Genomic DNA, 25,733 nt, shown 5'->3' with positions numbered 1-25,733 from the left:
AAAACCCGGTCGCGCAGGCGGCCGGGTTTTTTATTGCGGCGGGGACGGCGCGGATGTCGCGACCTGGGCCGAAAGCGTCGGGCCTGAAGGCCCTCCCACAACCGCCGGTCAGAGCGCCGGCTGTTGTGGGCAAGCCGTGTCGCCGTTGCGAGAGGGCCTTGTCGCTTTTTTGGGAAGGCCTTGTCGCTGCTGTGAGAGCACTTTGCCGCTGTTGCAAGAGGGCTTTGTCGCTGTTGTGGGAGGCCTTGCGGCTTTCGTGGGAGGGCCTTCAGGCCCGACGCTCTCCGCTCCGCTCGCCGCGCCCTTTGCACACCGGCTTCACGCCCGCGATCCCAATTCCGGCCATCGCGCCGCCGCCCGGCCCGCGCGCGTGAGCCCGGTCACGGCGAACGGCGGCGCGGCCGTGCCATAACCCAAGCGGTCGCCCGCACCGTCTGGCGCGCGACGCCTCGATCCGCAGCCGGCAAGCAGCCGCCTCACCCAACGCCGCTCGCCCCATCCATTCCGCCGCCACCGCTGAAAAGGAATTCGCCGATGCCATCGCCGCTCCGCGCCATCGCGCCGCGCCGCGCGCACGGACGCCCGCGCTGATCGATCGCTTCCATGCCGATGCCGCAGCAAGGTCAGCCGCGGGTGCGCCCGCGGCAGGCGCCGATTACGACCGACCTTGCTGCGGCGCCGGCGCCCGACGTGGGCGCCGCCCGCGTCCGCGGCGCATCGCCCGCAACCACCGGCAACGAAAGGACTCGACCATGACCCTGCGCCCCGTCTTGCCGCTGCGACGCGCGTCGGTCGCGCTCGCCGTCGCCGCGTTCGCTTGCGGCTACGCCGCGGTGTCGGCCGCCGCTGCGCCCTGCCCCTGCTTCGCCGAGCAACGTCAGTGCCTGGCCGACGCGGCCTCGGCGCCGGAACGGCGCATGTGCAAGCTGGAGTTCGATCGCTGCATGCAACGCGCCTGCCCGACGCCGCCCGCGCGCTGAGCGCGGCGCGTCAGCGCGGCGCGCGCGCCGCGGCTAGGTACGCCGCCAGCCACGCCAGCAAGGCCACCCGCTGCGCCGGCGCCGCCGGCACCAGGCGCGCGTCGGCCGCGATCACCGCCAGGCCCACCACCGCGGCCGCGGCCAGCGCGATCGCGCCGAAGCGGCGCCACGCCGGCGCGGCCAGCGCGCTCCAGGCCAGCAACGCCGCGCCCGGCGCGAACGCCAGCCACCACAGCAGCCAGGCCAGCGCGTGCAGGCGGCTGGCCTGCGCGTCGAGGTCCCGCGGATCGAGCACGACGATGCCCTGCGCCGCCCACGCCAACGCCGACCACAGCCACAGCCATGCGCCGATCCGCGCCAGCGCGCGCTGCCCGCGCGCGGCCTCGGCCAGGCGCCAGGCCACCCACGCCAGGACCAGCCCCGGCCCGACATAGCCCAGCAAGTTGAACGCCAGCGCGCGCGGGATGCCGCGCGCGCCGAGCAGGCCGGGCGGGTGCTGCCAATGCGAATAGCCCTCCAGCGCCGCGCCGAAACCGAGCAGCGCGGCCACGCAACACAGCGCGGCGGCCAGCGCCAGCGCGAACGCGCGCGCGTCGCCGGCGGCGCGCGGCGCGGCGGCGGACTTCGCGCGCGCGGACTTGCCGCCGGACGATGTCGGATCGGCCGATGTCGTGCCGGCGGACGCCGCATCCGCGGACCTGGCGCCGGCCGACGTCGATGCCGGGCCCGCGGAACGCGCGCCGGCGGATTTGGGTGAGGCCTTCATCGCGACATGCTAGCGTGCGCGGCTCGCGGCGCGCTTGCCTCGCGCCGCCCGCGTCCCCACCTGTAGGGACGAATCCGCTATCGAGTCCACGAGCCCGCCGATGACCGCCCACGCCGCCACGCCCCACGTATTCGACGCCACCACCGAAGGTTTCCAGCAGGACGTGCTGCAAAAGTCGCTGCAGGTGCCGGTCCTGATCGACTTCTGGGCCGACTGGTGCCAGCCCTGCAAGACCCTGGGCCCGATCCTGGAAAAGCTGGCCGGCGAATACAACGGCGCGTTCGTGCTGGCCAAGGTCGACGTCGAGGCCGAGCAGCAGCTCGGCGCCGCGTTCCAGATCCGCTCGATCCCGACCGTGTACCTGATGAAGGACGGCCAGCTGGTCGACGGCTTCGCCGAAGCGCTGCCGGAAAGCGTGGTGCGCGAATTCCTCAAGTCGCACGGGATCGAGCCGGCCGCAGCCGCCGAGCCGGAGCCGGTCGAGGCCGCGCCGGTCGACCCGCACGCCGAAGTCGTGCGCCTGCGCCGCGAAAGCGCCGAGCAGCCCGACAAGCCCGAGCTCAAGCTCGACCTCGCCCTGGCCCTGCTCGCGACCGGCGCGCAGGCCGAGTCGGAACAGCTGCTCGACGCGCTGCCGGCCAACCTCGCCACCGACGACCGCACCGTACGCGCCCGCGCCAAGCTCGGCTTCCTCGCCGTGGTCCGCGACGCGCCGCCGGCGGCGACCCTGGAAGCGACCCTGGCCGCCACGCCGGAGGACTCCCAGGCCCGCTACCTGCTCGGCGCACGCCTGATCGCCGCCGGCCAGGACCAGGCCGGGCTGGAGCAACTGATCGAACTGCTGCGGCGCGACCGCACGTTCCAGGAAGGCCTGCCGCGCAAGGCGCTGATCGATGCGTTCCGGGTGGTCGCGGACGAGGACCTGGTCGGCGTGTACCGGCGCAAGATGTCGGCGTTGCTGTTCTAAGCGCCCAGGCTCGGGGCTCGGGGCTCGGGGCTCGGGGCTCGGGGCTCGAGATCGAGATCGGGATCGGGATCGGGAGACGCAATCACTGGCCTCCCGTCGCCCAACCCCTCATCTGCTCTCGCCATCCACCCCAGCCCGCTGCTTTCGCCATCCATCCCAACCCGTCATTCCGGCGAAAGCCGGAACCCATTTTGACTTTGCTCTTTGCGGTGGCGGAAAACGCAAAAGCCAAATCAAAATGGGTTCCGGCTTTCGCCGGAATGACGGACCGGGGAAGCTCTCCTCGGAGTGACGGACCGGGGGAAGCTCTCCTCGGAATGACGGTTGGGAAAGCTCTCCCCGGAACGACGCGGCGAAGAAGCTCTCCCCGGAACGCCGGGCAAGGAAACGCGGCCGACCACCCCACTCACCGCCACGGCTTCAACAATACGCATCCGTATGGCAGACTGCCCGCGCCTCCCTCCAGCCTTGCGCGCATGAAAGCCAGCACCCTGCGATTCGGCCTCAACCTGTGGCCGCCGTTCCTGTTCACCGGCGTGCACGTCGCCGCGATCTCGCCCGACTACCGCCACGCCGCGGTCGAACTGCGCATGCGCCCGTGGAACCGCAACTACGTCGGCACCCACTTCGGCGGCAGCCTGTTCGCGATGACCGACCCGTTCTGGATGCTGCTGGCGATGAACGCGCTGGGCCGCGACTACATCGTCTGGGACCGCGCCGGCGGCATCGAATTCCTCAAGCCCGGCCGCGGCACCGTGACCGCGCGCTTCGACCTGTCCGACGAAATCCTGGACGAACTGCGCGCGGCCACCGCCGGCGGCGACAAATACCTGCGCTGGTTCGACAACGACATCGTCGACGCCAGCGGCGAGACCGTCGCCAAAGTCCGCAAACAGCTCTACGTGCGGCGCAAGCGCGACCGCTGAGCGGCCGACGCGGCCGGCTTGGCGCATTCGCGACCCGCGTCGCCATTCCCCATCGCGCCCTGCGGTATGGAAGCCCTGTCAGAAACCACGCCTGGGCCCCACTCAGGCTTGTAAACGCGGGCACTTAAAAGCCACACTAATCGTCACGCGGGCACTGCCGCAGCGTTATGCTGCGCAGTCGCGACACGGGGCCGCGAATGTCCAACAGCACAATTCCATTTGATGCCCAACGCGCGCCGATGCCGGAGATCGCCGGCTATCGATTGCGCGAGATCATCAATCACGGCGGCTCGTCCACGGTCTACCTGGGCGAGCAAAGCGCATTGGGGCGCGAGGTCGCGATCAAGATCATGCTGCCGCACGCGTTGGCCGACGAGGTCAGCCGGCGCCGCTTCGAGAACGAAGTGCGCACCATCGCGCGGCTGGAACATCCGCACGTGGTCAGCATCCACGAAGTCGGCCGCACCCGCGACGGGCTGCCGTACTACGCCATGCCCTACCTGCCGCGCGGCCACCTGGGCAAGCGCATCGAGCAGGGCTTTGCGCGCGGCGAGGCCGACGTCATCGCCATCGCCGAACCGTTGCTGGCGGCGCTGGAATACGCCCACGCGCGCGGCGTGGTGCATCGCGACGTCAAGGCCGAGAACGTGCTGTTCGACAACTCCGAACGGCCGCTGCTGGCCGACTTCGGCATCGCCCTGCGCCGCGGCTTCGGCGCGCGCATGACCGCGACCGGCCTGGCCGTCGGCAGCACCGCCTACATGGCGCCGGAGCAGGCCCGCGGCGAGGAAGTCGACGGCCGCGCCGATCTCTACAGCCTCGGCGTGCTGATCTGGGAAATGCTGACCGGCCGGCTGCCGTTCGAGGCGCCCGACGCGCTGTCGATGGCGGTGATGCACGCGCAGAACCCGATCCCGAAACTGCCGCCGCCGCTCAAGCACTGGCAGCGCTTCATGAACCGCGCCCTGGCCAAGCCGCCCGAGCAGCGCTTCGAAAACGCCGCCGAGATGGCCCAGGCGATGACCGAGATCAAGCAGCGCGGCCAGCTCAGCGGCGTCGGCCGCGCGATGGTCGCGCTGCGCCCGCTCAAGCGCTGGGCCACCCCGGCCTGGGCCGGGCTGGCGGTGGCCGCGGTCGGCGTGGTCGTGGTCGGCTTCGGCCTCAACCGGGTCGAGAAGGACGGTTTCTTCCGCGCCGAGCCCAAGCCCGCCGCCAGCGCCGCGGCGCCGGCCGCGCCCGACCCGACCCAGGCGATGATGGCGCCGCTGCCGCAGGCGCCGCTGCAGGATTCGCTGCAGGCCGCGCGCGGCTACATCGCCGACGGCCGCCTGGCCGCGCCGGCCGACGCCAACGCCTACAACAGCTTGCTCACCGCCTGGCACCTGGACAGCACCAACCCGGAAGTGGCGGTGGTGGTCGAGGAACTCACCCAGGCCTTCGGCGAAGCGCTCGCACGCGACCTGCGCGAGGGCCGCGACCCGCAGGCGCGCCAGCACCTGGTCAACGCCACCGCGCTGGGCCAGCAGACCGGCACCGCCGACTCGCCGGCGCAGCGCGCGCTGCGCGAGAAGGCCGCGCAGGCGCTGCAGGCGCGGCTGGACCAGGCCGCGCGCCGCGGCGACGGCGGCGACGCCGGCAAGGTGATCGCGCTGGCCGACGAATTCGCCCTGCCGCGCACGGTTTCGACCAAGCTGATCGCGCAGGCGCGCGGCATCGCCGGCGACGGCACGGTCGCGCGCGGCGCGGTCGCCGCCACCGCGGCGGCGCCGGCGGCGAGCGTGGCGGTCAGCTTCAACCCGCGCCCGGTCAGCCGCGGCGAGTTCGCCCGCTTCGCCAGCGCCAACCAGCGCTCGCCGGCGCTGTGCCGCGAACGCGCCTCGCTGCTGCGGGTGCTGGCGCCGAAGGACTGGAAGGCGCCGGGCTTCGACCAGACCGAATCCGAGCCGGTGGTGTGCGTGTCGATCGCCGACGCGGAGGCCTACGCGCAGTGGTACAGCCAGCAGACCGGCCGCCGCTACCGCCTGCCGACCGCCGAGGAAGCCCAGCGCATGCCGGTCAACGGCGGGCGCTCGCTGTCGATGTGGTCGGCCGACTGCGGGCGCAACTGCCAGCAGCGCCAGGTCGGCGGCAACTCCTGGCGCAGCGCGCAGGCGCAGCGGCCGCTGAGCGCGGGCCGCGGCTACGACGACGTCGGCTTCCGCTTGGTGCGCGAGCGCTGAGGCCCGCCGGCCGCGGCGGATGTTTGTGAAGCCCTCCCTCGCGGAGGGCTTGTGCTTTTTGCGACAGGGCTGCGGCTTCGGGAAAGAGGACTTCTGCTTTCGCGGGAGGGTCTTCAGGCCCGATGCCTTTCGCTCAGGTCGCGAACGCCTGACCGCAAAGCATCGGGCCTGAAGGCCCTGCCACAGAAGCCCAATGCAATGGCCCGGGCACTGAAGGCCCGCCGCAGGCAACTCCCGGCGCGCGCGCTCCCCTACAATCCGCGCCATGCGCCCGCCGAATCTGCAACGCCTGTTCCTCTCCGGCCTGTTGACCCTGCTGCCGATCTGGCTGACCTGGGTCGTGGTCAAGTTCGTGTTCGTGCTGCTGTCGGACATCAGCAAGCCCTTGGTGGAGCCGCTGTTGCGGGACGTCGCCCTCGCCCATCCGCAGGCGCTGGGTTGGCTCGGCTCCGAGTGGGTGCAGACCGCGCTGGCGCTGATCGCCACGGTCGCGGTGATCCTGCTGACCGGCGCGCTGGCCCGGCGCGTGGTCGGCCAGACCCTGCTGCGCTGGTTCGAATCGCTGATCCGCCGCATCCCGCTGGCCAGCACCATCTACGGCAGCGCGCGGCAACTGCTGGACATCCTGCAGACCAAACCCGACGGCACCCAGCGCGTGGTGCTGGTCGACTTCCCGCATACCGAGATGAAGTCGATAGGTTTCGTCACCAAGGTCATGCGCGAGGAAGGCAGCGGCCGCGAGCTGGCCGCGGTGTACGTGCCGACCACGCCGAACCCGACGTCGGGTTATCTGGAAATCGTGCCGGTGGAGAAGATCACCCCGACCGACTGGAGCGTGGACCAGGCGATGAGCTTCATCATTTCCGGCGGCGCGGTGTCGCCGGCGACGATTCCCTTCTCCGTGCCCTCCGCGGCCGCCGCGACCGCGGCCGCGCCCGACAAGGACGCCCCATGAACCGACGTTCCGCGTTTTCCTTCTGCCTCGCCGCCGCGCTGGCGCTGCCGTTCGCCGCGGCCGCCGCCGCGCTGACCCCGCACCCGGTCGCGCTCGACGACGGCCGCAGCTTCAGCCTCGACCTGCCGGCGGACCTGGAGATCGTGCCGGTGGTGCAAGGGCTCAAGCGCGTGCGCTTCTTCGCCCGCAGCCCCGACGGCCGCCTGTTCGTCACCGACCTGCACGACCTCAGCGACAACAAGCTCGGCCGGGTCTACGCGCTCGACGGCTGGGACGAGAAGCGCGAGCGCTACGCCCAGGTGTCGGTGTACCTGGACAAGCAGCGCAATCCCAACAGCGTCGCCTTCCACACCGACGCCCGCGGCCAGCAATGGCTGTACGTGGCCAACACCGACAAGCTGCTGCGCTATCGCTACCGCAACGGCGACGTGAAGCCTTCCTCCGAACCCGAAACGCTGGCGACCTTCCCCGACTACGGCCTGAGCTACAAGTACGGCGGCTGGCACCTGACCCGCAGCCTGGCCTTCGGCGGCGGCAAGCTCTATGTCGCGGTCGGCAGCAGCTGCAACGCCTGCGTGGAAAAGGAAGAAGTGCGCGCGGCGATCCTGCAGATGAATCCCGACGGCAGCGGCCAGCGCACCTACGCGCGCGGCCTGCGCAACGCGGTCGGGCTGCTGTACCGCGACGGCCAGCTTTATGCCACCAACCAAGGCTCCGACCACCTCGGCGACGACAAGCCCGACGAGACCATGTTCGCGGTCAAGGACGGCGCCGACTACGGCTGGCCGTATTGCTACTTCAGCCGCGGCAAGGTGCTCGCCGATCCGAAGTTCCCGCGCAAGCAAGGCTGCGCGACGGTGCCCAAGACGTTCGCGTATTTCCCCTCGCACGCCTCGGCGCTGGGCCTGACCTGGTTCCCCGCCAGCGACGGCGGCCAGTTGCGCGACGAGTTCGCGGTGGCGCTGCACGGCTCCAGCAAGCTCAAGCTCGGCCACGGCTACCGCATCGTCCGCGTCGGCGCCGACGGGCGCGCGCGCGGCGATCTGGTCGCCGGCTTCCTGCAGGACGGCAAATCGGTCGGCCGGCCCTGCGACGTGCTCGCGCTGGGCCGCGACAGCTTCCTGTTCACCGACGACAAGTCGGGCGTGATCTACAAGGTGAGGCCGAAGCGGTGAGCGCCGGCGAGAACACCATCGCGTTCGCCAGCGGCCAGGGCACGCGCACGCTACAGGACCGCTCGCTGCGTCTGTTCATCGTGCTGTCCTCGTTCTTCTGCGTGAACGCGGCGCTGGCCGAGTTCATCGGGGTCAAGATCTTCGCCCTGGAAGACACGCTCGGGATCGCGCCGCTGCAGTGGAACCTGTTCGGCCAGACCGGCTCGCTGAACTTCACCGCCGGCACCCTGTTGTGGCCGGTGGTGTTCCTGATGACCGACGTCATCAACGAATTCTTCGGCCGCCGCGGCGTGCGGCTGATTTCGTGGCTGGCGGCGATGCTGATCGCCTACGGTTTCCTGTTCGCCTTCGCCGCGATCGCGCTGGCGCCGGCGGGCTGGTGGGTCAAGGCCGCGCAGGCGCAGGGCGTGCCGGACTACCAGGCCGCGTTCGCGGCGATCTTCGGCCAGGGCATGTGGAGCATCGGCGGTTCGCTGGTCGCGTTCATGCTCGGCCAGCTGATCGACGTGGCGGTGTTCCACCGCATCCGCAGCGTCACCGGCGACAAGCACATCTGGCTGCGCGCGACCGGCTCGACCGCGGTGTCGCAGCTGGTCGACAGCTTCGTGGTGCTGTACATCGCGTTCGTGCTCGGCCCGCAGCACTGGCCGATCCCGCAGTTCCTGGCGATCAGCACGGTCAACTACGGCTACAAGATGCTGGCCGCGTTCGCGATGATCCCGTTGATCTATCTGTTGCGGGTGTGGATCCACGGCTACCTAGGCCACGAGCGGGCCAAGCAACTGCGCGACGAAGCCGCGGCGGACTGAGCCGAGGGACTTCAGCGCTCGAGCAGGAAGGCCTTCGCAGCATGTGGGAGGGCCTTCAGGCCCGACGCTTTCCGCTCATATCGCCGCGATCCATCGCACTACACTCGCACCCGCGCAGCGAACCCTCAGTAATCGCGCGCCTCATCGAACCACCCCAGCGCCTGCTCCTCGCCGACGCCCAGCGCCGCCACATGGGCCAGCTGGCTGAACTGCCACACCGCCTCGCCGATGTCCTCGCGCTCGCCGGTTTCGATGCCCTTGAGGTCGTTGAAGTGCGCGGCGAACGCGACGACGGCCGCCTTCGCCGCTGCCGCGTCGCCGGCCTGTTCCAGCGCCTGCAATGCCGTGTCGTACGCGGCGTTCGCCGCCTTGGCGTTGCGGCCGCTCCAGCCGGCGAACGGCCGTCCATACTCGCGCTGCCACCACTCGGGCTTGCGCAACTGGCTCACCGCAGCGTAGTCGCTCCACTCGCGCATCTTGGCGCGCGCCTTGAGCTGGGTCTTGAGCGTTTTGCCGGCGGCGTCGTCGACGTTGTAGGCGATGAAGCGGTCGAGCTTCGGCCACGCGTCGAGCGGCGGCAGGCCGTCGAGCTGCGGCGCGAAACGGATCTCCAGGCTGTCGAGGTCCGTCAGTTTCGCCAGCGCGTCCCAATCGCTGAAGCCGCCCCACAGCGACAGGCTCCGCAGCGCGGCGAAGCGCTCGATGCCGGCGAGCGAGATCGGCTGGCCGAGCGGGCCGGCGTGCAGCGACAGCGACGTCGCCGCGTGCAGCAGGCCCAGGTCGGGCAAGGCGTACGGCGTGTCGCTGCGGCGGCGCGACAATGCCGGCAGCAGCGACAGCGAACGCGGCGCCGCGCCCATTGCGGTGAAGCGCGAGAGATCGCCGTACAGGCCGAGGCTGCTGCGTTCGGGCAAGGTCAGCCGCAGGTGGCCGGAGACCTCGTCGAGCCGGATCTGCAACGAGCGGATGTCCGCGCCGCCGCCATCGACGGCGCGCGCATCGGCGAACGCCGGCGCCCAGGTGAATTGCTCGATGCCGCGCCGCTGCGACCAGGCGAAAAACCCGCTGTCGTTGCCGCGATAGTCGATATAGCGCGGCCACGGCGAACCCGCGGGCGTGGCGAACGGCTCGAACGCGCGCCACTGGATCGCCTCGTCCGCGGCGACGTGCAGGTCGGCCTTCTTGCCCATGCGCGCCGGGCCGAGGATCAGATTGCCGCGGCCGGGCTCGATGGTCAGCACGTGGCTGCGCGTGGCGGTCAGGTCGAGCCGGTAGCGGCCCGGATCGCTGACCGAACCGGCGGGGCGATCGGACACATCGATGGGTGCGGACATGCGCTGCTCCTGGTTGCCTCTTCGCGATCCATTCGGCGGGCGCCGCGAAAGCCCGGGCGCCAAACGCGGCCGGATGCGGCCGGATGCGGCCGGACGAGGCCGGACCGAGCGGAATCGAGTCGTCTCGGGCCCCGCCCGGGCCGAATTGGCGCGCGCGTGGATTCTTCGACAATCCACCGCCGTTGTCACGGCGCCGGGCCGCGCGCCGCGGCCGCCATGACCTTCGGCCCATGCCCCGCCCTTCGGCGCGCGCGAGCCTGCGGGTCCATACGTCCGGATCGACCTCATGACCGCCTCCCCGACCCGCGCGTCCGCGCGCCCGGCCGCGCCGCTGCTCGGCGCGTCCCTGCTCGCCGCCGCCCTGGCCCTCGCCTTGCCCGTCGCGGCGTTCGCCGCGCCCGCCGCCGCCGCGCCCTCGCCCGGCGTCATCGTGGAGACCAAGGCCGCCAAGCTCACCCGCCTGTACGAGCAGTACTGGGAAGAGAACCTCAAGCTCAACCCGCTGATGGCCACCCAGCAGGGCGATCCGCGCTACAACGACCAACTGCCCAACATCGCCGGCGCGCAGTACCGCCAGCAGCGCCGCGAGTTCTTCCAGCGCTGGCTCAAGACGGTCGAGTCGGTCGGCGCGCAGGGCCTGTCCGCGCAGGACCTGCTGAGCTACGAGATCTTCGTGCGCAACGCGCGGCTGGAGCTGGAATCGGACCGTTTCCCGAGCTGGCAGCAGCCGGTCAACCAGTTCCACAACTTCGCCGCCAGCGTCGCCCAGTTGGGTTCCGGCGCCGGCGCGCAGCCGTTCAAGACCGTCGCCGACTACGACAACTGGCTCAAGCGCGCGGCCAAGGTGCCGGCGATCTTCGACCAGTTCGTCGCCAATAGCCGCGAAGGCGTCAAGCGCGGCGTGGTCCAGCCCAAGGCGCTGATGGTCAAGGTGGTGTCGCAGCTCGACGCGCTGATCAAGGACAAGCCCGAGGACAGCCTGTTCTGGACCCCGGTGGCGAAGTTCCCGGCGGACTTCTCCGACGCCGACAAGCAGCGCCTGAGCGCCGCCTACCGCAACGCCATCGCGACCGAGCTGATGCCGGCCTACGCGCGCCTGCGCGACTACGTGCGCGACGATTACCTGGCCCAGGCGCGCGCCAGCGCCGGCCTCGGCGCGCTGCCCAACGGCGGCGAGTGGTACGCGTTCAACGCGCGCCGCTCCACCAGCACCGCGCTGACGCCGGCGCAGATCCACCAGATCGGCCTGGACGAAGTCGCGCGCATCCACGGCGAGATGGACAAGACCATCGCCGCGCTCAAGTTCAAGGGCGACCGCCAGGCCTTCTTCAAGTTCCTGCAGACCGACCCGCGCTTCGTGTTCAAGGACGAGCCGGCGCTGCTGGCGCATTACCGCGGCCTGGAAGCGAAGATCAACAAGCGCATCCCCGAACAGTTCTCGCTGACGCCGAAGGCGCCGTTCGAGATCCGTCCGGTCGAGGCGTTCCGCGCGCAGTCGGCCGCCGGCGGCTCGTACATGCGTCCGAGCGAGGACGGCACGCGTCCGGGCATCTTCTACGTCAACACCTACGATCTGCCCACGCGCAAGACCTGGGACGCGGAAGACCTGTACCTGCACGAGGCGATCCCCGGCCATCACTTCCAGCTGGCGCTGCAGCAGGAACTCACCGACCTGCCCAAGTTCCGCCGCTTCGGCGGCGAGACCGCGTTCACCGAGGGCTGGGGCCTGTACGCCGAATCGCTGGGCAAGGACCTGGGCGTGTACGAGAGCCCGTACGACTACTTCGGCTACCTGCAGAACGAGTTGTGGCGCGCGATCCGGCTGGTGGTCGACACCGGCCTGCACAGCAAGGACTGGACCCGCGAGCAGGTGATCCAATACATGCTGGCCAACTCGGCCGAGAGCGAAACCCAGTCCACCGCCGAAGCCGAGCGCTACATGGCGATCCCGGGCCAGGCGCTGGCGTACAAGATCGGCGAGCTCAAGATCATGGAGCTGCGCAAGCGCGCGCAAACCGCGCTGGGGCCGCGCTTCGACGTGCGCGAGTTCCATGCCGAAATGCTCAAGGACGGCGCGGTGCCGCTGGAGATCCTGGAGCGCAAGATCGATCGCTGGATCGAGAGCAAGAAAGCCTGAGCGCAGACGGCGGGCGGGCCTGCGGGGCCGTCCGCCCGTCTTCGGCGGGGGCGTCCTGGGGCCTGATCGGCGCGAGCGGAGCGCAGAGCGTCGGGGCTGAAGCCCCTCCCACAAGAGCGAAAGCGTACGCTCCGATCCATCATTCGCCCCATCGACGCCCGCGCGCTCGCACATCGCGAGCGCGGCGCTTGCGGGGGGCTTCAGTCCCGACGCGCTTGGAGCCGCTCGCCGCGATCCGCATCGCCCGCCACCCGGTTCAAGCGCCCGCATACACGCGCTACGATCCGCCGACGGCATGTCCCGCGCGCAGAACGCGCACACTTTCTCACCGCAAAGCCGCCTCGGACCGGAGCCGTTCAGCCGCCGCCGCTCCCGCCAGATCCACCGCTCGACCGGCCCGCAAGCAGCAATAATGTGACTGAAAGCGCATAATTAGGGGTTGCTGTGTTCCTCGCCCGCCGGCCGCGCGGCCGGTTTGCGCCGTCTCTCTCAGCCACGGATTACGGATGTCTCCCATCGCAGCCCCCGCCGCCGCGTCCGCACCGTCCGCCGCATCGCCGGCCGCGCGCCCGCGCGCGCGCCGCTTCGTCGCCGCGCTGCTGGCGCTGTTCGCCCTGGCCGGCGCTTGCGGCGCCGTCCAGGCCCAGGACTGGAGCTACCGCGTGCGTCCCGGCGACACCCTGTGGGACCTCGGCGCCAAGCATCTGAAGACCGGCATCAACTGGCGCCGGCTGCAGGAACACAACGGCATCGCCGACCCCTATCACCTGCCGCCTGGCACGCGCATGCGCTTCCCGATCGGCTGGCTGCGGATCCAGCCGGCCAAGGCGCGGGTGATCGCGGTGCGCGGCGCGGTCAACTGGCTGGCCTCGGACAGGTCGCCGGCGCAACTGGTCGGCGAAGGCCTGCGCCTGGGCATCGGCAGCCGTCTGGAGACCGGGCCCGGCGCCAGCGCCACGCTCGAATTCGCCGACGGCTCGCGCATGACCGTGCAGGACAACAGCGCGGTGGTGTTCGACGAACTCAGCAGCTACGGCAGCACCGGCATGGTCGACACGCGCATGCGCCTGCAGCGCGGGCGCGCCAGCAACCGGGTGATCCCGGCCAGGGGCCCGGCCTCGCGCTACATCATCCAGACCCCGTCGGCGACCTCGAGCGTGCGCGGCACCCGTTTCCGCATCGCCGCCGGCGACGCCGGCGCGGCCGACGCGACCGAAGTATTGGAAGGCAAAGTCGAGGTCGGCGCGCAACGCGGCCAGGTGCTGGTGACGCCGGGCTACGGCACCCTCGCCGGCCGCGGCGACGCGCCGTCGGCGCCGATCGCTTTGCTGGCGGCGCCGCAGCTCGACCCGGCCGCGACCGTGCTCGATCAACTGCCCGCGCGCGCCGGCTGGAACGCGGTGCCCGGCGCCAGCGGCTACCGGATCGAAGTGGTGCGCGACGACGCGCCCGAAGTGCTGCTGTTCGAACAGTCCACCGCCGACACCCGGGTGCGCATCGACGACCTGCCGCCCGGCCGCCAGCGCCTGCTGGTGCGCGCGGTCGCCGGCAACGGCCTGGGCGGCCACGACCTCGTCCAGGCCATCACCGTCGACGCCGGCCCGGCGCCGCCGCTGACCCTGGCCCCGCTCGACGGCCAGAGCGTGCGCGTGCCCAAGCCGCGCTTCGAATGGGCGAAGGTCGAAGGCGCCGCCGCCAGCCGCGTGCAGATCGCCCGCGATGCCGACTTCGCCGAACCGCTGCTCGACGAAACCGTGCGCGGCCAGCGCTGGCGCCCCGAACGCGCGCTCGAACCCGGCAGCTACTTCTGGCGGGTCGCCTCGCGCGACGGCGACGGCCGCCTCGGCCGCTTCGGCAACGCCTTGCCGTTCCAGATCAGCGATGCGCCGCTGGATCCGGGACTGCAGCCGCCGCAGTCGGCGCAGGGCAAACTGACCCTGCGTTGGCAGCGCGGCGAGCCCGGCCAGCGCTATCGTGTGCAGATGTCCCGCAAGGCCGACTTCTCCCAGTTGCTGCTGGAGCGCGAGGCGGATGAGCCGCAGATCGAACTCGACCGCCCCGGCGGCGGCACCTGGCACGTGCGCGTGCAGACCATCGAAGACGACGGTTACGCCGCGCCGTACGGCCCGGCGCAGGAGATCCGCCTGCCCTGCCGCCTGTGCTACGCCGCCGGCGGCACCGGCGCGCTGTTGCTGCTGTTGGCGCTGTAAGCCCGCCGCGGCGATGAGCGCGAGCGCATGAAAACCGGCGCGCTGTCGATCGCGTTGCGCGCCGGTGCGGCGCTGGCCGCGGCCGCGCTGACCGCGCTGCTGACTGTCAGCGGCGCCAGCTGGCGGCTCGACGATTTCCTCTACGACCTGCACCTCTCGCACTGGGGCTACCCGCCCGACGGCGACGTGGTGGTGGTCGCCATCGACGACCGCAGCCTCAACGAACTCGGCCAATGGCCGTGGCCGCGCGACCTCCACGCGCAGATGTTCGACCGCCTGGGCTATGCCGGCGTGCGCGGCGTCGCCCTGGACCTAGTCCTGGCCGAACCCGACCGCAACGGCGACGAACACGACCGCGCGCTGGCCGCGGCGATGCGCCGGCTCGGCCGCGTCGCCCTGCCGGTGGTGACCGCGCCGCTGCGGCAGAACGCGCCGCCGGTGGAAGTGCTGCCGACGCCGGTGATCGCCACCGCCGCCAGCACGCTCGGCCACACCGACATCGAACTCGACGCGGAAGGCACCGCGCGCGGCCTCTACCTCAAGGCCGGCCTCGGCGACGCGCGCTGGCCGGCGCTGGGGCTGGCGCTGATCGGCCTGGACCGGCAGGCGCCGGCGCAAAGCGCCGCGCGCGGACCGCTGCCGGGCCTGCGCCGCCCCGCCTCCGAACGCGGCTCGCCGTATCTGTGGACGCGCGACCATTACGTGCGCATCCGCTACGCCGGCCCGCCCGACACCTTCAGCCAGGTCTCCTACGCCGACGTGCTCGGCGGCCAGGTGCCGGTGGAACTGCTGCGCGACCGCTGGGTCGTGATCGGCGTGACCGCGACCGGCCTGGCGCCGCGCTACCTCACGCCGATGTCCGAGGACGTGCGCATGCACGGCGCCGAGTACCAGGCCAACGTGATCGAGATGCTGCTGCACCACCGCGCGATCGTGCCGCTGGCGCCGCTGTGGCAGGCGCTGCTGGCCGCGACCATGCTGCTGGCGGTGGTGCTGGCGATGCTGCACCCGCGCCTGCAGCGTCCCGGCCTGGTCGCCGGCAGCGCCGCCTTGCTGGCCCTGGCCGGCAGCGTCGCCCTGCTGCGCGTGACCGACCTGTGGTTCCCGCCCGCCGCGACCTTGATGATGATCGGCGCGGCGTACCTGGCCTGGCTGATCGGCCACCTGCGCCACTGGCGGCGCGAAGCCAACCTCGACACCCTGACCCAGCTCGGCAACCGCCGCCGCTTCGACCACGTCCTGCAGCGCGAACTCGCCAGCGCCCGCCGCACCCGCGCCCCGCTGTCGCTGGCGCTGATCGACGTCGACCACTTCAAGGCCTACAACGACGCCCACGGCCACCGCGCCGGCGACAAACTGCTGCAGAAGATCGCCGCCGTGATCGCCTCCCACGCCCGCCGCCCGCGCGACCTGCCGGCCCGCTTCGGCGGCGACGAATTCGCGGTGATCCTGCCCGACACCCACGTCGAAGGCGCCGCCCGCGTCGCCGACGCCATCCTCGCCGACCTGCGCAAACTCGACGCCCGCTACGGCGCGCGCGAAGACCAGCGCGTGAGCTTGAGCGTGGGTTTGTACACCTGCGTGCCGGGGCCGCATACGCATGCGCGCACGGTGTTCGACGGGGCGGACGCCGCGTTGTACCGGGCCAAGGAGAATGGGCGGGATCGGCGGGAGGTTACGCGGTTGGGGGAGGTTTGAGCGATGGGGCGATTGCATCGCCGACGCAACTCGTCGTTTGTCGGGGCGGTCTGATCGCGGATCGCCTGAATGCGCGAATTGAGAACCGGGATGGCGCGCTGATGTCGTTGTCGAGGCGTTGATGCAGCAGGATGACCCGAGTCGATCCTTCAGCGAACGATATTGGCTGGAAGAAGGAAGGATTTCGCATCGACGATCAAAGCGTCTCCGGACTGCATCATGAGCGACATTCTGGAGAAACCGGCATCGACTTCCACGGGACCGATTGCCTCATATAGAGAACTGCTTTCGCCCCAAGCATGACCTCTCTCGAGGTGGAACGCACGCATTCCACTGGCTTTGATCTCGACCGGCGTGGATCCGGCATCCACGAGACCGATGACCAGCTCGCCCTTCGACCATTCAATTTCGATCTTGAGCAAAACCCGGTCGTGCATGTTCATGGCCTCTCAACACCCCAGCCCTGCAGCCGATGCTCGATCATTGCATGTAGCGAAAGATGATGGCATCGGGGGACCACATCTGGCCGGACTGAAAATCAAAAGCCGGAACGCTCGCCGGTGAACTCCTCACCTCCACGTGGCGCCTTCCCAACGGACTGAAGCGCCAATGCATTCAGATTCCGGATGTAGTCGTCCATCCCCCATCGCTGCGCTCGCTCCAACAACTCGTCCAACAGAACGTCGAAATCCTCGCGAGTGGGGCGACGGAACAATCCCATCGGCAAGTTATGAAAAATATCGGAAATCTTCTTCGCCGCATTCAAGGATTCCGCCGCCCGAATTTCAACCAACGCCACGTGCAGCATGTAAAGCAATACGTCGCGCTGGATCCGTGCCCCTGTCGCTTTGTCCATATAGAAGTCCATTGAAAATTAGGCAAATCTTCGGTTCGATTGCTCGTCGCCCTCCGACTTGGAGGGAAAATTGCAACGCATCAACTCCATCGTTGTCGCCAAACGAAGCAGCGCCCTCTTCACAACCCGCGGCCATCGATCCGAGAAGTGGGCCAAGCCCTGCGCGACCGCAGCGACCGCCTCGCAAGAACGCCTCATGCGGTGCCGATGCAGATCCTTTTCCTGCGGGATTCGTCGAACGCAACCTCGGTCAACGCCACCCTTTCGTACCCGGACCGGTCCACGCCGAGCGGAATGGCGACGCGGCCCTCGAACTGTCGCAAGGCTTCGTCCCTGTGCAACCCGACGCATTTCATTATGAAGTGATCCCGATACTCGTCCGCCTCATCGTCGAACGACCCTTCGAAGATCCAGTACAGACCCAGGCCGTCTCTGGCGAGGATGTATCTGGGGAAATCATATAAATCCCAATAAACCATTATATCCAGCCAACCTACGGGTTGCCGATTCATCACCATCTCCATCGCTACCGACCGGACTCGCGGCCGAACGCCAAAACGAATGGATACTTCAACTTCGCGAGTACAGCGCCAACCTGCTCCGGGATAGTCCCACTAGAGTAGGCTTCCACTCCGTAATTTCGCACTGAAAACCAATCGAAGAACGCGGACACCAAAATTTCCAGGCGAGCGCTGTTGACCGCGATTTCGGGATAGGGAAGCAAGGTATGAAAAGCCTCCCTTACGACCCACTCTCTGTCTGTGGACACAGCGTAAATTCCATCGCCGACAAGAACATCCACCCCACCGACACCGTCGACAATCGCGCTTTCGACGAGTTTCGCCACGACCTCGCCGCCAAGATTTTCCGACACGATGATGCCGCCTCGATTTTTCCTCACATAGGAAATCGCTGGGGAATCCACGCCAAAACCCTCCTTAATGGCGCCCCGCCTCGGCGCATGCCGGGTGAGCCGAACTGATGCGCGGTTCAGGCTAAAACCGACGAACGCAATCGTCCGTTACCTTCGCGTCGCAGACGAAGTGTGGCAGAAGATCGCCTCCGTGATCGATTCTCTCGTCTGCTGCCCGCGCCACCTGCCCGTCGCTTCGCTGGTTCGTGAGCGTATCCTCCATGGCGCGGGGACTCTCTGAATTGCTCAAAGGTTCCCTAGAACCCTGCGTGCCGACGCTCTCCAAGGACCAAGGCAAGCAAGGGCGTCGCAACCAGCCCGATCAAGGCCATCGCCACGCCAGAGAACGGCTGGTCCAACTCGTAAGCGACTTCGACATAGCCCCGGATACCCTGCGTTCGGCCCCGCAGGGCAGCACGCAAGAAATACGCCTTCGCTCTTCCGAGGTCGGGAGGTGAAGCGGTTCGATAATACTCCGCGAACCCAAGCAGAACTTCCGGCGTCGCCCCCCTGCGCTCAGCCTCCAACAGATTGACAAGTGCAAACTCGCGGTCGCCCAGTTTAAGCAGGACACGAGCCAGTCCCCGGTAAGAGACAGGAGCGGGTGCGATCTCGATCAGCCTCTGCCAATCGTTTGCTGCAGCGACGAGGCGATCGGACGGTCCATCGGCCCAATTCTCGAGCGCCATAGCTCGCCTAACCAGGCCATCGAGCAACCAAGGCTCTCCGGCCTCAACCAGTGCAGTAGCGGCAGTCACTGCCGTTTCATATTCGCCGCGAGCCAGCGATTCCTCAGCCAAATCTTTAGTAGACTCGATATTGCTCATTGCGGCTCGGACGGTCTGGATGGCTCGGAAGGGCAATAGCCCATATAAATTCGCAACATGCTGGGAGGAAGCCCTATATTTTCCCACCCCGGAACAGCCCCGCCACACATTATCAAATAAACATCACTCCTTGCACGCCCCACGAACACCCGAAAGCCCGCCAACTCGGAACAACCCATCTATTGACTTGATATAGCGAACCGACCTCTCCGCAAACATTCGAGCAATCTCCTCCCCATGATCGATCTTCTTCATGGGCAGTCGTTGCCCGAGCCTTCGCTCCTCGACTGCGTTTATATCGATCCACTCGATCTCAGATTTTTCTATCGGGCCGCACCCCTGAAACTCGATATAACTTTTTGATGGTTGACTAATCCAGTCGGCCCAGGGCAAAGGGCCATCGTCAGACCGGCACTTTCCCCTGACCTTTACGCGTAGCGCATCTACAACAGAGATTACCGCCAAAAAATCCGCCTCATTCATGCCCATAAGAAATATGGCTCCTGTCTCCGTGATAATGGGGAAGCTCATATTCCCTATCACTCTTAAAAACATGACCATTACTATGATGATCGATACGTACTTTCTGCCCCGTTCGGTTATCAGTCGTAACAAGAACCTCTGAAGGCTGCCCCTTGCCACCCTTGAGATTTTCATTCTTACCATACACGGTTTCACGCGTGTAGTTGTTCGGCAAAGATACCTGCGCACCATGCTGCCGCATCGCTTCGCGCCTAGCAGCCCGCTCGGTCGGCTGAGTTTGATCACGACTCCCTTGCTGCCGTCTATTCAATCCGTCCGGTGGTCTGTATACGCTGACGGCCGTCTTGATGTAAGACACAGCCCTTCCCGGGGGCAATGCCGATCCAATCTGCTCGGCAACGGGCATGCTAGCCGTAGGTTCACCTGGCGCCGGACTGTTGGCGGGACCAGATGTCAGGAACAACCCGATACCGAAGAAAATCGGGACCAGCACAGGCACACGGCCATCGGGGTCAACAAACGAGTATGGGTTACCGTTTGCATACCAATATCGATTGAAGTTAGAGCCGGGCTCTGAATGAGCCGATATAGGGTCGATGCTTAAAAAGAGGCCAATCGTTGCATCGTAATAGCGCTGCTGCATGTAAGTGAGCCCACTACGCCCATCCATCACATGCCCGGTATACCCCACCCCGTCATACGCCGGCTTCCCGATCGCCGCCCCATACGGCTCCCAATCGGTCCGCTCCACCACCTGCCCCGCCTCGTTCGTCACCGCCACCGGGCTGCCTAGCGCATCGGTGTGGTAGTACTTGGTTTGAGCCGTCTGCGTCGCCCGATTCCAGTCGACCGTCGCCAGCAGGCTGCCGCCCAAGTAGACATGCGGCCGGTTGATCTCGGGATAGTTGTCGTTCGTGGCCTCGTTGGTGTGCCCCTCGTAGCGGAACAGCAGTTGCCCGTCCAGGTTGTAGAACGAATTTACGAATGTCGTGTCCGCCCGGTCGTACTGGCTCAAGCGGCGTCCGTGGGCGTCGTAAGCATAGGCTTCCTTGCCCACCACTCGGCGCAGGCGGTTGCCGTAATCGAAGCGGAACTCCTGGCCGTTCTTGTTGGCCAGATTGCCTTGGTCGTCGTAACCCAGGCCGATCACGCTCGGGCCGGCGCTGCCGTCGCGGATGTTGGTCAGGCGGTTCTTCGCGTCGTAGACGTAATGGTGGTTCTTGACGCCGGCCAGCGACCAGCTGCGCAGGTTGTCGATCGCGTCGTAAGTGAAACGATGCCAGCAGTCGCCGCCGAAGATGCATGAGCCGGCCGCGGTGAGACGGTCGAGGCCGTCGTAGCTCATCCAGCGGTTGTACTGGTACTGGCCCTGGCTCTCGCGCTGGCGATCGAGCACCTGGGCGACATTGCCGTTGTGGTCGTAGCCCGTTTCCAGGTCGATCGCGCCTGCGTCGGTGCTGCGCGACGGCAGTTGCCGGGCGTTCTGCCGCAAGGTGTGGACGATGCCGTTGCCGTAGGTGAACTGCCGGATCGCGCCGTTGGGGTAATAGCCGACGTTGCTGGCGTAGGTCCTGCCGGTCGAACTCACGCCGGTCTGCTGGCCCAAAGCGTTGACCGCGTAGTTGACCTGCAAGCCGTCGGGAGCGACGTAGCTGATGCGGTTGCCGTTGGCGTCGTAACCGTTGGCGCTGTTCCACACCGCGCCGTCGCGCAGCGTGACCGATTCCGAACTCAGCAGGCGGCGCTTGTTGTACTGGTAGCGATTGACGACGATGCCCTGCCCGTTGCCGTCGTTGTCGGTCGCGATCTCGCGGGCGAGACCGTCGGGATGGTAGTTCCAGGTCTGATTGCCGCGCCCGTCCGGGAAGGCCATCGTCTTCAGACGGCCGAGCGCGTCGTAACTGCGAACGACCGCACGCCCGGACGCCGCTGCCTCGGCGCGATTGCAGGATGCCGGGTCGGGGAGGTTCAAGCCCGCCGCCGCCCACGCGACATTGCCGGCGGCATCGTAATCGACCACGGTCGCGCCGGTTTCCGGCTCGATGGTCTTGCACAGCCGCTGCTGAGCGTCGTAGACGTAACTGCGGACGACGCTGCCCGCGCCCCCGGCGCCGACCACGACGGAAACGGAAGCAGAGGTCGCGCTCGCCCCGTGATTGTCGGTGACCTTCGCGCTCAGCGCGTAGCTGCCCGCAGACAGCTGATCCAACATCGCCGAGTACGGCGCGCTGGTCGCCGTGGCGAACTTGGCGTCGTTGACGAAGAACTCGACCTGGCTCACCGAGCCGTCGCTGTCGGCCGCGTCGGCGGCCACCGCGAAACTGCCCGGCGCCGTCCGGAACGCGCCGGGCAACGGCGAGGTCAACGCCACCGTCGGCGGCCGGTTGACGACGATCTGCACCGGCGCGGAATCGGTGTACGCGCCGCGGGTGTCGAAAGCGCGCGCGACCACGCTGTGCGTACCCGCCGAGGCCGTCCAGTGGACCTGGTAAGGCGGCGCATCCATGTTCCAGACCTTGATCCCGCTGATCAGGAACTCGACCCGCTGCACCGCGTCGTCGCTGTCGCTGGCGCTCGCCTGCAACAAGGCGAGATCGCCGACCAGGAACACCTGCCCTTGTGTCGGCGAGGTCACTTGCACGGCCGGAGGAACATTGACCGTAGGATTCGCGCGCGCATCCAGGTTGGCCAGCACCTGCCCGCCGTTCTTGAGCTGGAAACGCGAACCGGCCGCGGTGATCGAAGCGGCCTGCGATCCACTGGCGCCCTGCGCGAACAGGGTCGGATTCTCCCCCGCCAGACCGCTGACCCACAACTGCGCATTAGGCGCGTTGCTGCTCCACTGCACCGTGGCGGTACAAGCGGAACCGCCCCAGGGAATCGCGCACGGGTTCGGGGATGCGCTCAGAGCGCCGGTCGGCGCGGCCACCGTTATGCGTACTGTTGAAGATTGAATCTGCCGCAAACGTTCGCTGCCGTTGACGTAACTGACCGCGACGCCTTTCACCACGTAGTCGTAAGTGCCCACGGCCAGACCCGATTCGTAGCGGTCCTGGGACACATCCGGCTGCAACTCGATGAATTCGCCGTTGCGAAGCAAGTAGATCGAACTGGCATCCACGTCCTCCTGGACGCCGTTAATGAAGTCTCCCAGCAACTGGATACGCAGTCGAAACGATGCCGGAGCGACTTGATCGACGGCATCCAGCGCCGTGAGCCGGATGCTCGCCTGCGCCCGGGAATTGCCGCTCGCCACCATCAGCGCCGCGAACAGGACAAATGCGCCTAGAGCATTCTTCCAGCAGGCCTCCGTCCAATCCCGCAAGCCGCGGCCCGCGGCGGCACAGCCAAGCCTATTCCGCAACGCACTCATTGGCCGGCTCCCGAGCGGACGATCTTCAAGGGCTTTCCGTACACGTCCCGATCGATGTCGGTATGCACGCCTTCAGGCTGGTCGATGCTCACCGGCCAATCGAAGACAGGCTCGCCGAACGCCATGTAGCGGGTCAGCGTGGCGTTGCCCTTGGGATCGGTCAGCTTGGTCTGGAAGCCGGGCAGATATTCGCGGACGGTATCGAGCGGACCCAGTTCGGAATCCTGGCGGGTGCGGGTGATGCGTCCAAGCACGTCATAACTGGTCCAGGTACCGCTTGCCGCCGGGATCGCGTCGGCGCTCGGATAGGATTGGAACACCACGCGTCCTTGGGCGTCGTACGCCATGCTCGTCGCACGCAGCGTCGCCGCCTTGTCGTTGCTGTCGTACTCGTGGGTCAGCACCGGCCGCCACATCGCGTCGAAATAGGTCTGCCGGGCGTAGTTGCCTTGCACCACCGACTCGCGCCACTGCCCGTTGAGCACGCCCGGCGGCTTGGAATCGGCACCGGTCAGCGCCCGGAATTCGGCGCCTTTGGGGGTCCACGTCACCGTGTCTCCACTCGGATAGGCGATGCTGGATACGCGCCCCATCGCGTCGTAGCCATAGCCGGTGCTGTAGCCGTTCTGGTCCGTGGTCGACGTCAGCCAGCCGCGACTGTCGACGCTCGCGGTCTTGGTGGTGCTGTCCGGATACTGGATCGTCTGCGGATAGCCGCGCTTCCAACCAGTCAGCAGTGCGGTAGTGTCCACAGCGGCCGAATCGCGGCCATCGGATACGCTGGCGATGGTTCCGTCGGCGTTGTACGTCAACGACTGCTGCAAGGCGCCGAACGAATAGAAACGCACGGGCAAGGCCTTCGCGCCGTCGAACTCCTTGTGCAACATAACCTGGCCGGCGCAAGCGGCGGGGGCCGCGCATGTGACCGTGCGCACCTGCCCCAAGGCCCATTTTGCCAGGTCGTCGTAATAGTCAATCGTCTCTGTCCGGCTGTAGCCCAGCGAACTGAACTTGGTGACGCTGAGCGGTCGGGCGAAGTAATCGAACGAATCGACGCGATCTGAAAAGCTGGCGCCTTGCAGATTGATCTCGGTCGAGACCAGGGGACGGTGGTACTCGGTCTGGAATCCGTCCTCGCTGAAACGGGTACTGCGTCCATACCGTGCCGGGTAAGCCTGCGGCACGAGGCTCAAGTCGTATCGCTTCACGATCGTTTGCAGGATATGCGCCGAGTCGCTTCCAACCTCTTCCTTGACCAGCTTGCCTTCGTTGTAGCGGAAGGTGTTGCCGTAGCTGTAGCGGCGCCATTCTCCGTTAGGCCCGGTCACGGTGGTCACGCTGGCGCGCGCGCAACTTTCCGAAGTGCATGGAGGCAACGCGCATTGGGTGATGCTGCCATACGGACAGACCGGATAGGCGTCGGTCGTCCCCGGATAGCGTACGAAGCTGATGTTCGGCTCATAGGAATAGTTCCAGGTCGCCGTTTCCAACCCCGGCCCGGAGATGGTTTTCTTCTTCAAGGTGAAGTCGAATGCGGCGATCGGATAACGCGGCGTGTCGTCGGTCGGATCGTTGCCATAACCCCAATACGGCGGATTGGCGCCTACCGAGGTAATGCCGTCGCAATCCAGCGGCACGCTGCTGCGGCCGTGACGCTGAAGGTCGACGGTGAACGTAGCCACCGCACCCGAGGGATGCTGGACCGTGCCGGTCAGCTCCTGTACCGGCTGAGCCGAGCCGTTTATGTACGGCCCAGCGTACTGCTCGGTGCAATCGCGGAAGATCTCCGTCGGCAGGATCACTTCACCAACCGGAAACCCTTCCGAGTTCATCGGCGGGCTTTCGTACTGAGGCTCGGGGTAATGGATTTCAGCGCTGGCCAAACGTCCAAGGCCCAGTTGCCAGCCGCTACCGTCCGGTAAGGCAACGGAGACCAGGGATCTCTTGAACCCGATGCCGCCGACCGCGTAAGTCCAACTACGGGTACCGTCGCTGACGCTGGAAACGAAATCGCCGGTATAGCTCAAAGTGAGTCGGCGTCCGTCGCTGGCCTGGATCGCGGTCAACTTGGCCGGCTGATTCCAGGCGTTGGCATAGGTGTATTCGACGTAGTTGCCGAAGCGATCCTCGACGCGAGTGGCGTACAACGCATTCCTGCGGCGATCCAGCTTGCTCGAAATCGGCCCTTCGACGGTGTAACCGATGGTCTTCTTGGTCACGCCTTCGCTGTTCTGCGCCATCCAGTCCAGCCAATACCGCGTTCCATCCGCGGCGATGGCCAGAAACCCCTCGCCGCTGCCATTCTTGATGCTGTCCAGACACGACAGATAGACCTGGTTGCCTGCCATCCAGACATAGTTGCGGCCGTCGGCGGGCAAGGTGTTGCCTGCGGCGATGCTGAGCAATTCGCCGCCGCCGGGCACGTCGACCTGGATGCCCTGCCAAAAATCCCGCACGCGATACTTGCTCGGCACAGAAGGGTCTTCGCCTACCGAGCAACGTTTGAATGCATTGGCGGGCGTGGCTGCGACCCAGTCGGGGGCGAACACCCCGTTGATGTTGGGCGCCTCGATCTGCCAATCGGCGAGCATGCCGTCGTTGCGCACGTCCTTGCGGTCGCGCACGACGAAGCTGCGGGTCAGCGCCACCGGCAGTTTGTCGTTGCCCGGCAGGCTCACGTCCGTCACCGAGAACGACAGCGCGCCGTTGGAGAGGCGGACTTCGTCGCCGGCGAGGTTCGGGCCGAGCGGCTCGACCTTCTGGCTGGCCTGGAGCCGTTTGCCCAGTTCGTCCCAGACGAACTGTCCCGTCTCCAAGGCGGCCGCCGTGTGGCTGAACAGCGCCATCGACGCGACCAACGCGATACCCGCGGCACGGCCGAGGCGAGTGCCGCCGTCGCCGAGCCGGATCCCGGCTTCGTTGCTGTACTTCACTGCTTTCCCCTGCTCGATCCTTGTGCGCGCTGCACGGCGCGCGAGCGCAGGTTTCGCGGCCGCTCCATCGGCGAGTAACAGTTCAGCCAGCCGCTTTCATATCTTTCGACCGCACGCGGCCGGAGAGAAGCGGCGTCGCAGTCCCCTGTCGCGACAGCCGGTATGAGTCGGA

At 67.5% G+C, this 25,733-nt stretch carries 20 protein-coding genes and 2 pseudogenes; 10 read left to right on the top strand and 12 right to left on the bottom strand.

Annotated elements, in window-relative coordinates; translation table 11 throughout:
- Nucleotides 1–30: 30 nt before the first annotated feature.
- Together JHW41_RS26660 and JHW41_RS26655 are read right to left on the bottom strand one after the other, a co-directional pair.
- Nucleotides 31–78 (bottom strand): annotated as a pseudogene (locus JHW41_RS26660) (hypothetical protein); the annotation flags it as partial.
- Between the two features lie 30 nt (nucleotides 79–108).
- Nucleotides 109–282: pseudogene (locus tag JHW41_RS26655) on the bottom strand (hypothetical protein); the annotation flags it as partial.
- 470 nt (nucleotides 283–752) lie between these two features.
- Here JHW41_RS26655 and JHW41_RS08595 point away from each other — a divergent pair.
- The gene (locus JHW41_RS08595) at nucleotides 753–980 is read left to right on the top strand and encodes a hypothetical protein (RefSeq protein WP_250449640.1); all 228 of its coding nucleotides are present in this window, start codon (nucleotides 753–755) and stop codon (nucleotides 978–980) included.
- A gap of 10 nt (nucleotides 981–990) precedes the next feature.
- Here the strand turns inward: JHW41_RS08595 and JHW41_RS08590 are convergent, their stop codons facing one another.
- Complete coding sequence (locus JHW41_RS08590) at nucleotides 991–1,746, bottom strand: DUF998 domain-containing protein (RefSeq protein WP_250449639.1); 756 nt, start codon at nucleotides 1,744–1,746, stop codon at nucleotides 991–993.
- A gap of 100 nt (nucleotides 1,747–1,846) precedes the next feature.
- On the opposite strand from JHW41_RS08590, the gene JHW41_RS08585 reads away from it, so the two are divergent.
- From JHW41_RS08585 to JHW41_RS08560, 6 genes are all read left to right on the top strand, one after another.
- Nucleotides 1,847–2,713 (top strand): tetratricopeptide repeat protein, encoded by an 867-nt coding sequence (locus JHW41_RS08585; protein ID WP_250449638.1) that lies wholly within the window; start codon nucleotides 1,847–1,849, stop codon nucleotides 2,711–2,713.
- A 476-nt stretch (nucleotides 2,714–3,189) separates the two neighbouring features.
- Complete coding sequence (locus tag JHW41_RS08580) at nucleotides 3,190–3,639, top strand: DUF4442 domain-containing protein (RefSeq protein ID WP_057948301.1); 450 nt, start codon at nucleotides 3,190–3,192, stop codon at nucleotides 3,637–3,639.
- A 197-nt stretch (nucleotides 3,640–3,836) separates the two neighbouring features.
- Nucleotides 3,837–5,858 carry a bifunctional serine/threonine-protein kinase/formylglycine-generating enzyme family protein gene (locus JHW41_RS08575; protein ID WP_250449637.1) on the top strand — a complete coding sequence of 674 codons (2,022 nt, stop codon included), beginning with the start codon at nucleotides 3,837–3,839 and terminating at the stop codon, nucleotides 5,856–5,858.
- Nucleotides 5,859–6,123: 265 nt separating this feature from the next.
- Entirely contained in the window at nucleotides 6,124–6,813 is a 690-nt protein-coding gene (locus tag JHW41_RS08570; protein ID WP_057948303.1) for a DUF502 domain-containing protein, read from the top strand.
- The gene (locus JHW41_RS08565) at nucleotides 6,810–7,988 is read left to right on the top strand and encodes a PQQ-dependent sugar dehydrogenase (protein WP_250449636.1); all 1,179 of its coding nucleotides are present in this window, start codon (nucleotides 6,810–6,812) and stop codon (nucleotides 7,986–7,988) included. Before JHW41_RS08570 ends, JHW41_RS08565 begins: the two co-directional genes overlap by 4 nt.
- Nucleotides 7,985–8,797, top strand: coding sequence for a queuosine precursor transporter (locus JHW41_RS08560; RefSeq protein ID WP_250449635.1), 813 nt, complete (start codon nucleotides 7,985–7,987; stop codon nucleotides 8,795–8,797). The genes JHW41_RS08565 and JHW41_RS08560 overlap by 4 nt, the downstream gene beginning before the upstream one ends.
- A 125-nt stretch (nucleotides 8,798–8,922) precedes the next feature.
- On the opposite strand, the gene JHW41_RS08555 is transcribed toward JHW41_RS08560, so the two are convergent.
- Entirely contained in the window at nucleotides 8,923–10,131 is a 1,209-nt protein-coding gene (locus tag JHW41_RS08555; protein WP_250449634.1) for a hypothetical protein, read from the bottom strand.
- A 286-nt stretch (nucleotides 10,132–10,417) separates the two neighbouring features.
- Here JHW41_RS08555 and JHW41_RS08550 point away from each other — a divergent pair, with 286 nt between their 5' ends.
- The 3 genes from JHW41_RS08550 to JHW41_RS08540 all read left to right on the top strand — a co-directional run bounded on the left by JHW41_RS08550 (nucleotide 10,418) and on the right by JHW41_RS08540 (nucleotide 16,176).
- Nucleotides 10,418–12,268, top strand: coding sequence for a DUF885 domain-containing protein (locus tag JHW41_RS08550; RefSeq protein WP_250449633.1), 1,851 nt, complete (start codon nucleotides 10,418–10,420; stop codon nucleotides 12,266–12,268).
- Nucleotides 12,269–12,774: 506 nt separating this feature from the next.
- Nucleotides 12,775–14,478, top strand: a complete 1,704-nt coding sequence (locus JHW41_RS08545) for a FecR family protein (RefSeq protein WP_250449632.1) — start codon at nucleotides 12,775–12,777, stop codon at nucleotides 14,476–14,478.
- A 27-nt stretch (nucleotides 14,479–14,505) separates the two neighbouring features.
- Complete coding sequence (locus JHW41_RS08540; RefSeq protein ID WP_250449631.1) at nucleotides 14,506–16,176, top strand: CHASE2 domain-containing protein; 1,671 nt, start codon at nucleotides 14,506–14,508, stop codon at nucleotides 16,174–16,176.
- 149 nt (nucleotides 16,177–16,325) lie between these two features.
- On the opposite strand, the gene JHW41_RS08535 is transcribed toward JHW41_RS08540, so the two are convergent.
- The 8 genes from JHW41_RS08535 to JHW41_RS08505 form a co-directional block, all read right to left on the bottom strand.
- On the bottom strand, nucleotides 16,326–16,619 hold the full coding sequence (locus tag JHW41_RS08535) for a hypothetical protein (RefSeq protein WP_250449630.1): 294 nt from the start codon (nucleotides 16,617–16,619) through the stop codon (nucleotides 16,326–16,328).
- 95 nt (nucleotides 16,620–16,714) lie between these two features.
- Complete coding sequence (locus tag JHW41_RS08530; RefSeq protein ID WP_250449629.1) at nucleotides 16,715–17,044, bottom strand: hypothetical protein; 330 nt, start codon at nucleotides 17,042–17,044, stop codon at nucleotides 16,715–16,717.
- 182 nt (nucleotides 17,045–17,226) lie between these two features.
- Nucleotides 17,227–17,544 carry a hypothetical protein gene (locus JHW41_RS08525; RefSeq protein WP_250449628.1) on the bottom strand — a complete coding sequence of 106 codons (318 nt, stop codon included), beginning with the start codon at nucleotides 17,542–17,544 and terminating at the stop codon, nucleotides 17,227–17,229.
- 14 nt (nucleotides 17,545–17,558) lie between these two features.
- The gene (locus JHW41_RS08520; RefSeq protein ID WP_250449627.1) at nucleotides 17,559–17,957 is read right to left on the bottom strand and encodes a hypothetical protein; all 399 of its coding nucleotides are present in this window, start codon (nucleotides 17,955–17,957) and stop codon (nucleotides 17,559–17,561) included.
- A gap of 245 nt (nucleotides 17,958–18,202) precedes the next feature.
- Complete coding sequence (locus JHW41_RS08515; protein ID WP_250449626.1) at nucleotides 18,203–18,772, bottom strand: hypothetical protein; 570 nt, start codon at nucleotides 18,770–18,772, stop codon at nucleotides 18,203–18,205.
- 123 nt (nucleotides 18,773–18,895) lie between these two features.
- On the bottom strand, nucleotides 18,896–19,255 hold the full coding sequence (locus tag JHW41_RS26650; RefSeq protein WP_428995523.1) for a DUF6678 family protein: 360 nt from the start codon (nucleotides 19,253–19,255) through the stop codon (nucleotides 18,896–18,898).
- Nucleotides 19,248–22,628 (bottom strand): RHS repeat domain-containing protein, encoded by a 3,381-nt coding sequence (locus tag JHW41_RS08510; protein WP_250449625.1) that lies wholly within the window; start codon nucleotides 22,626–22,628, stop codon nucleotides 19,248–19,250. The genes JHW41_RS26650 and JHW41_RS08510 overlap by 8 nt, the downstream gene beginning before the upstream one ends.
- Nucleotides 22,625–25,561, bottom strand: coding sequence for an RHS repeat domain-containing protein (locus JHW41_RS08505; RefSeq protein WP_250449624.1), 2,937 nt, complete (start codon nucleotides 25,559–25,561; stop codon nucleotides 22,625–22,627). The genes JHW41_RS08510 and JHW41_RS08505 overlap by 4 nt, the downstream gene beginning before the upstream one ends.
- Nucleotides 25,562–25,733 lie beyond the last annotated feature (172 nt).

The sequence above is a fragment of the Lysobacter enzymogenes genome, assembly GCF_023617245.1.
GTDB lineage: Bacteria > Pseudomonadota > Gammaproteobacteria > Xanthomonadales > Xanthomonadaceae > Lysobacter > Lysobacter yananisis.
This window is presented reverse-complemented; position numbering and strand designations above follow the sequence as displayed.

Bases quoted from the DNA above. Each gene is read 5' to 3' on its own strand.
- JHW41_RS08535 (WP_250449630.1), bottom strand. From the start codon at position 16,619: ATGAACATGCACGACCGGGTTTTGCTCAAGATCGAAATTGAATGGTCG.
- JHW41_RS08510 (WP_250449625.1), bottom strand. From the start codon at position 22,628: ATGAGTGCGTTGCGGAATAGGCTTGGCTGTGCCGCCGCGGGCCGCGGC.
- JHW41_RS08525 (WP_250449628.1), bottom strand. From the start codon at position 17,544: ATGAATCGGCAACCCGTAGGTTGGCTGGATATAATGGTTTATTGGGAT.
- JHW41_RS08555 (WP_250449634.1), bottom strand. From the start codon at position 10,131: ATGTCCGCACCCATCGATGTGTCCGATCGCCCCGCCGGTTCGGTCAGC.
- JHW41_RS08530 (WP_250449629.1), bottom strand. From the start codon at position 17,044: ATGGACTTCTATATGGACAAAGCGACAGGGGCACGGATCCAGCGCGAC.
- JHW41_RS08590 (WP_250449639.1), bottom strand. From the start codon at position 1,746: ATGAAGGCCTCACCCAAATCCGCCGGCGCGCGTTCCGCGGGCCCGGCA.
- JHW41_RS08575 (WP_250449637.1), top strand. From the start codon at position 3,837: ATGTCCAACAGCACAATTCCATTTGATGCCCAACGCGCGCCGATGCCG.
- JHW41_RS08565 (WP_250449636.1), top strand. From the start codon at position 6,810: ATGAACCGACGTTCCGCGTTTTCCTTCTGCCTCGCCGCCGCGCTGGCG.
- JHW41_RS08595 (WP_250449640.1), top strand. From the start codon at position 753: ATGACCCTGCGCCCCGTCTTGCCGCTGCGACGCGCGTCGGTCGCGCTC.
- JHW41_RS08550 (WP_250449633.1), top strand. From the start codon at position 10,418: ATGACCGCCTCCCCGACCCGCGCGTCCGCGCGCCCGGCCGCGCCGCTG.
- JHW41_RS08580 (WP_057948301.1), top strand. From the start codon at position 3,190: ATGAAAGCCAGCACCCTGCGATTCGGCCTCAACCTGTGGCCGCCGTTC.
- JHW41_RS26650 (WP_428995523.1), bottom strand. From the start codon at position 19,255: ATGAATGAGGCGGATTTTTTGGCGGTAATCTCTGTTGTAGATGCGCTA.
- JHW41_RS08545 (WP_250449632.1), top strand. From the start codon at position 12,775: ATGTCTCCCATCGCAGCCCCCGCCGCCGCGTCCGCACCGTCCGCCGCA.
- JHW41_RS08585 (WP_250449638.1), top strand. From the start codon at position 1,847: ATGACCGCCCACGCCGCCACGCCCCACGTATTCGACGCCACCACCGAA.
- JHW41_RS08515 (WP_250449626.1), bottom strand. From the start codon at position 18,772: ATGAGCAATATCGAGTCTACTAAAGATTTGGCTGAGGAATCGCTGGCT.
- JHW41_RS08570 (WP_057948303.1), top strand. From the start codon at position 6,124: ATGCGCCCGCCGAATCTGCAACGCCTGTTCCTCTCCGGCCTGTTGACC.
- JHW41_RS08540 (WP_250449631.1), top strand. From the start codon at position 14,506: ATGAAAACCGGCGCGCTGTCGATCGCGTTGCGCGCCGGTGCGGCGCTG.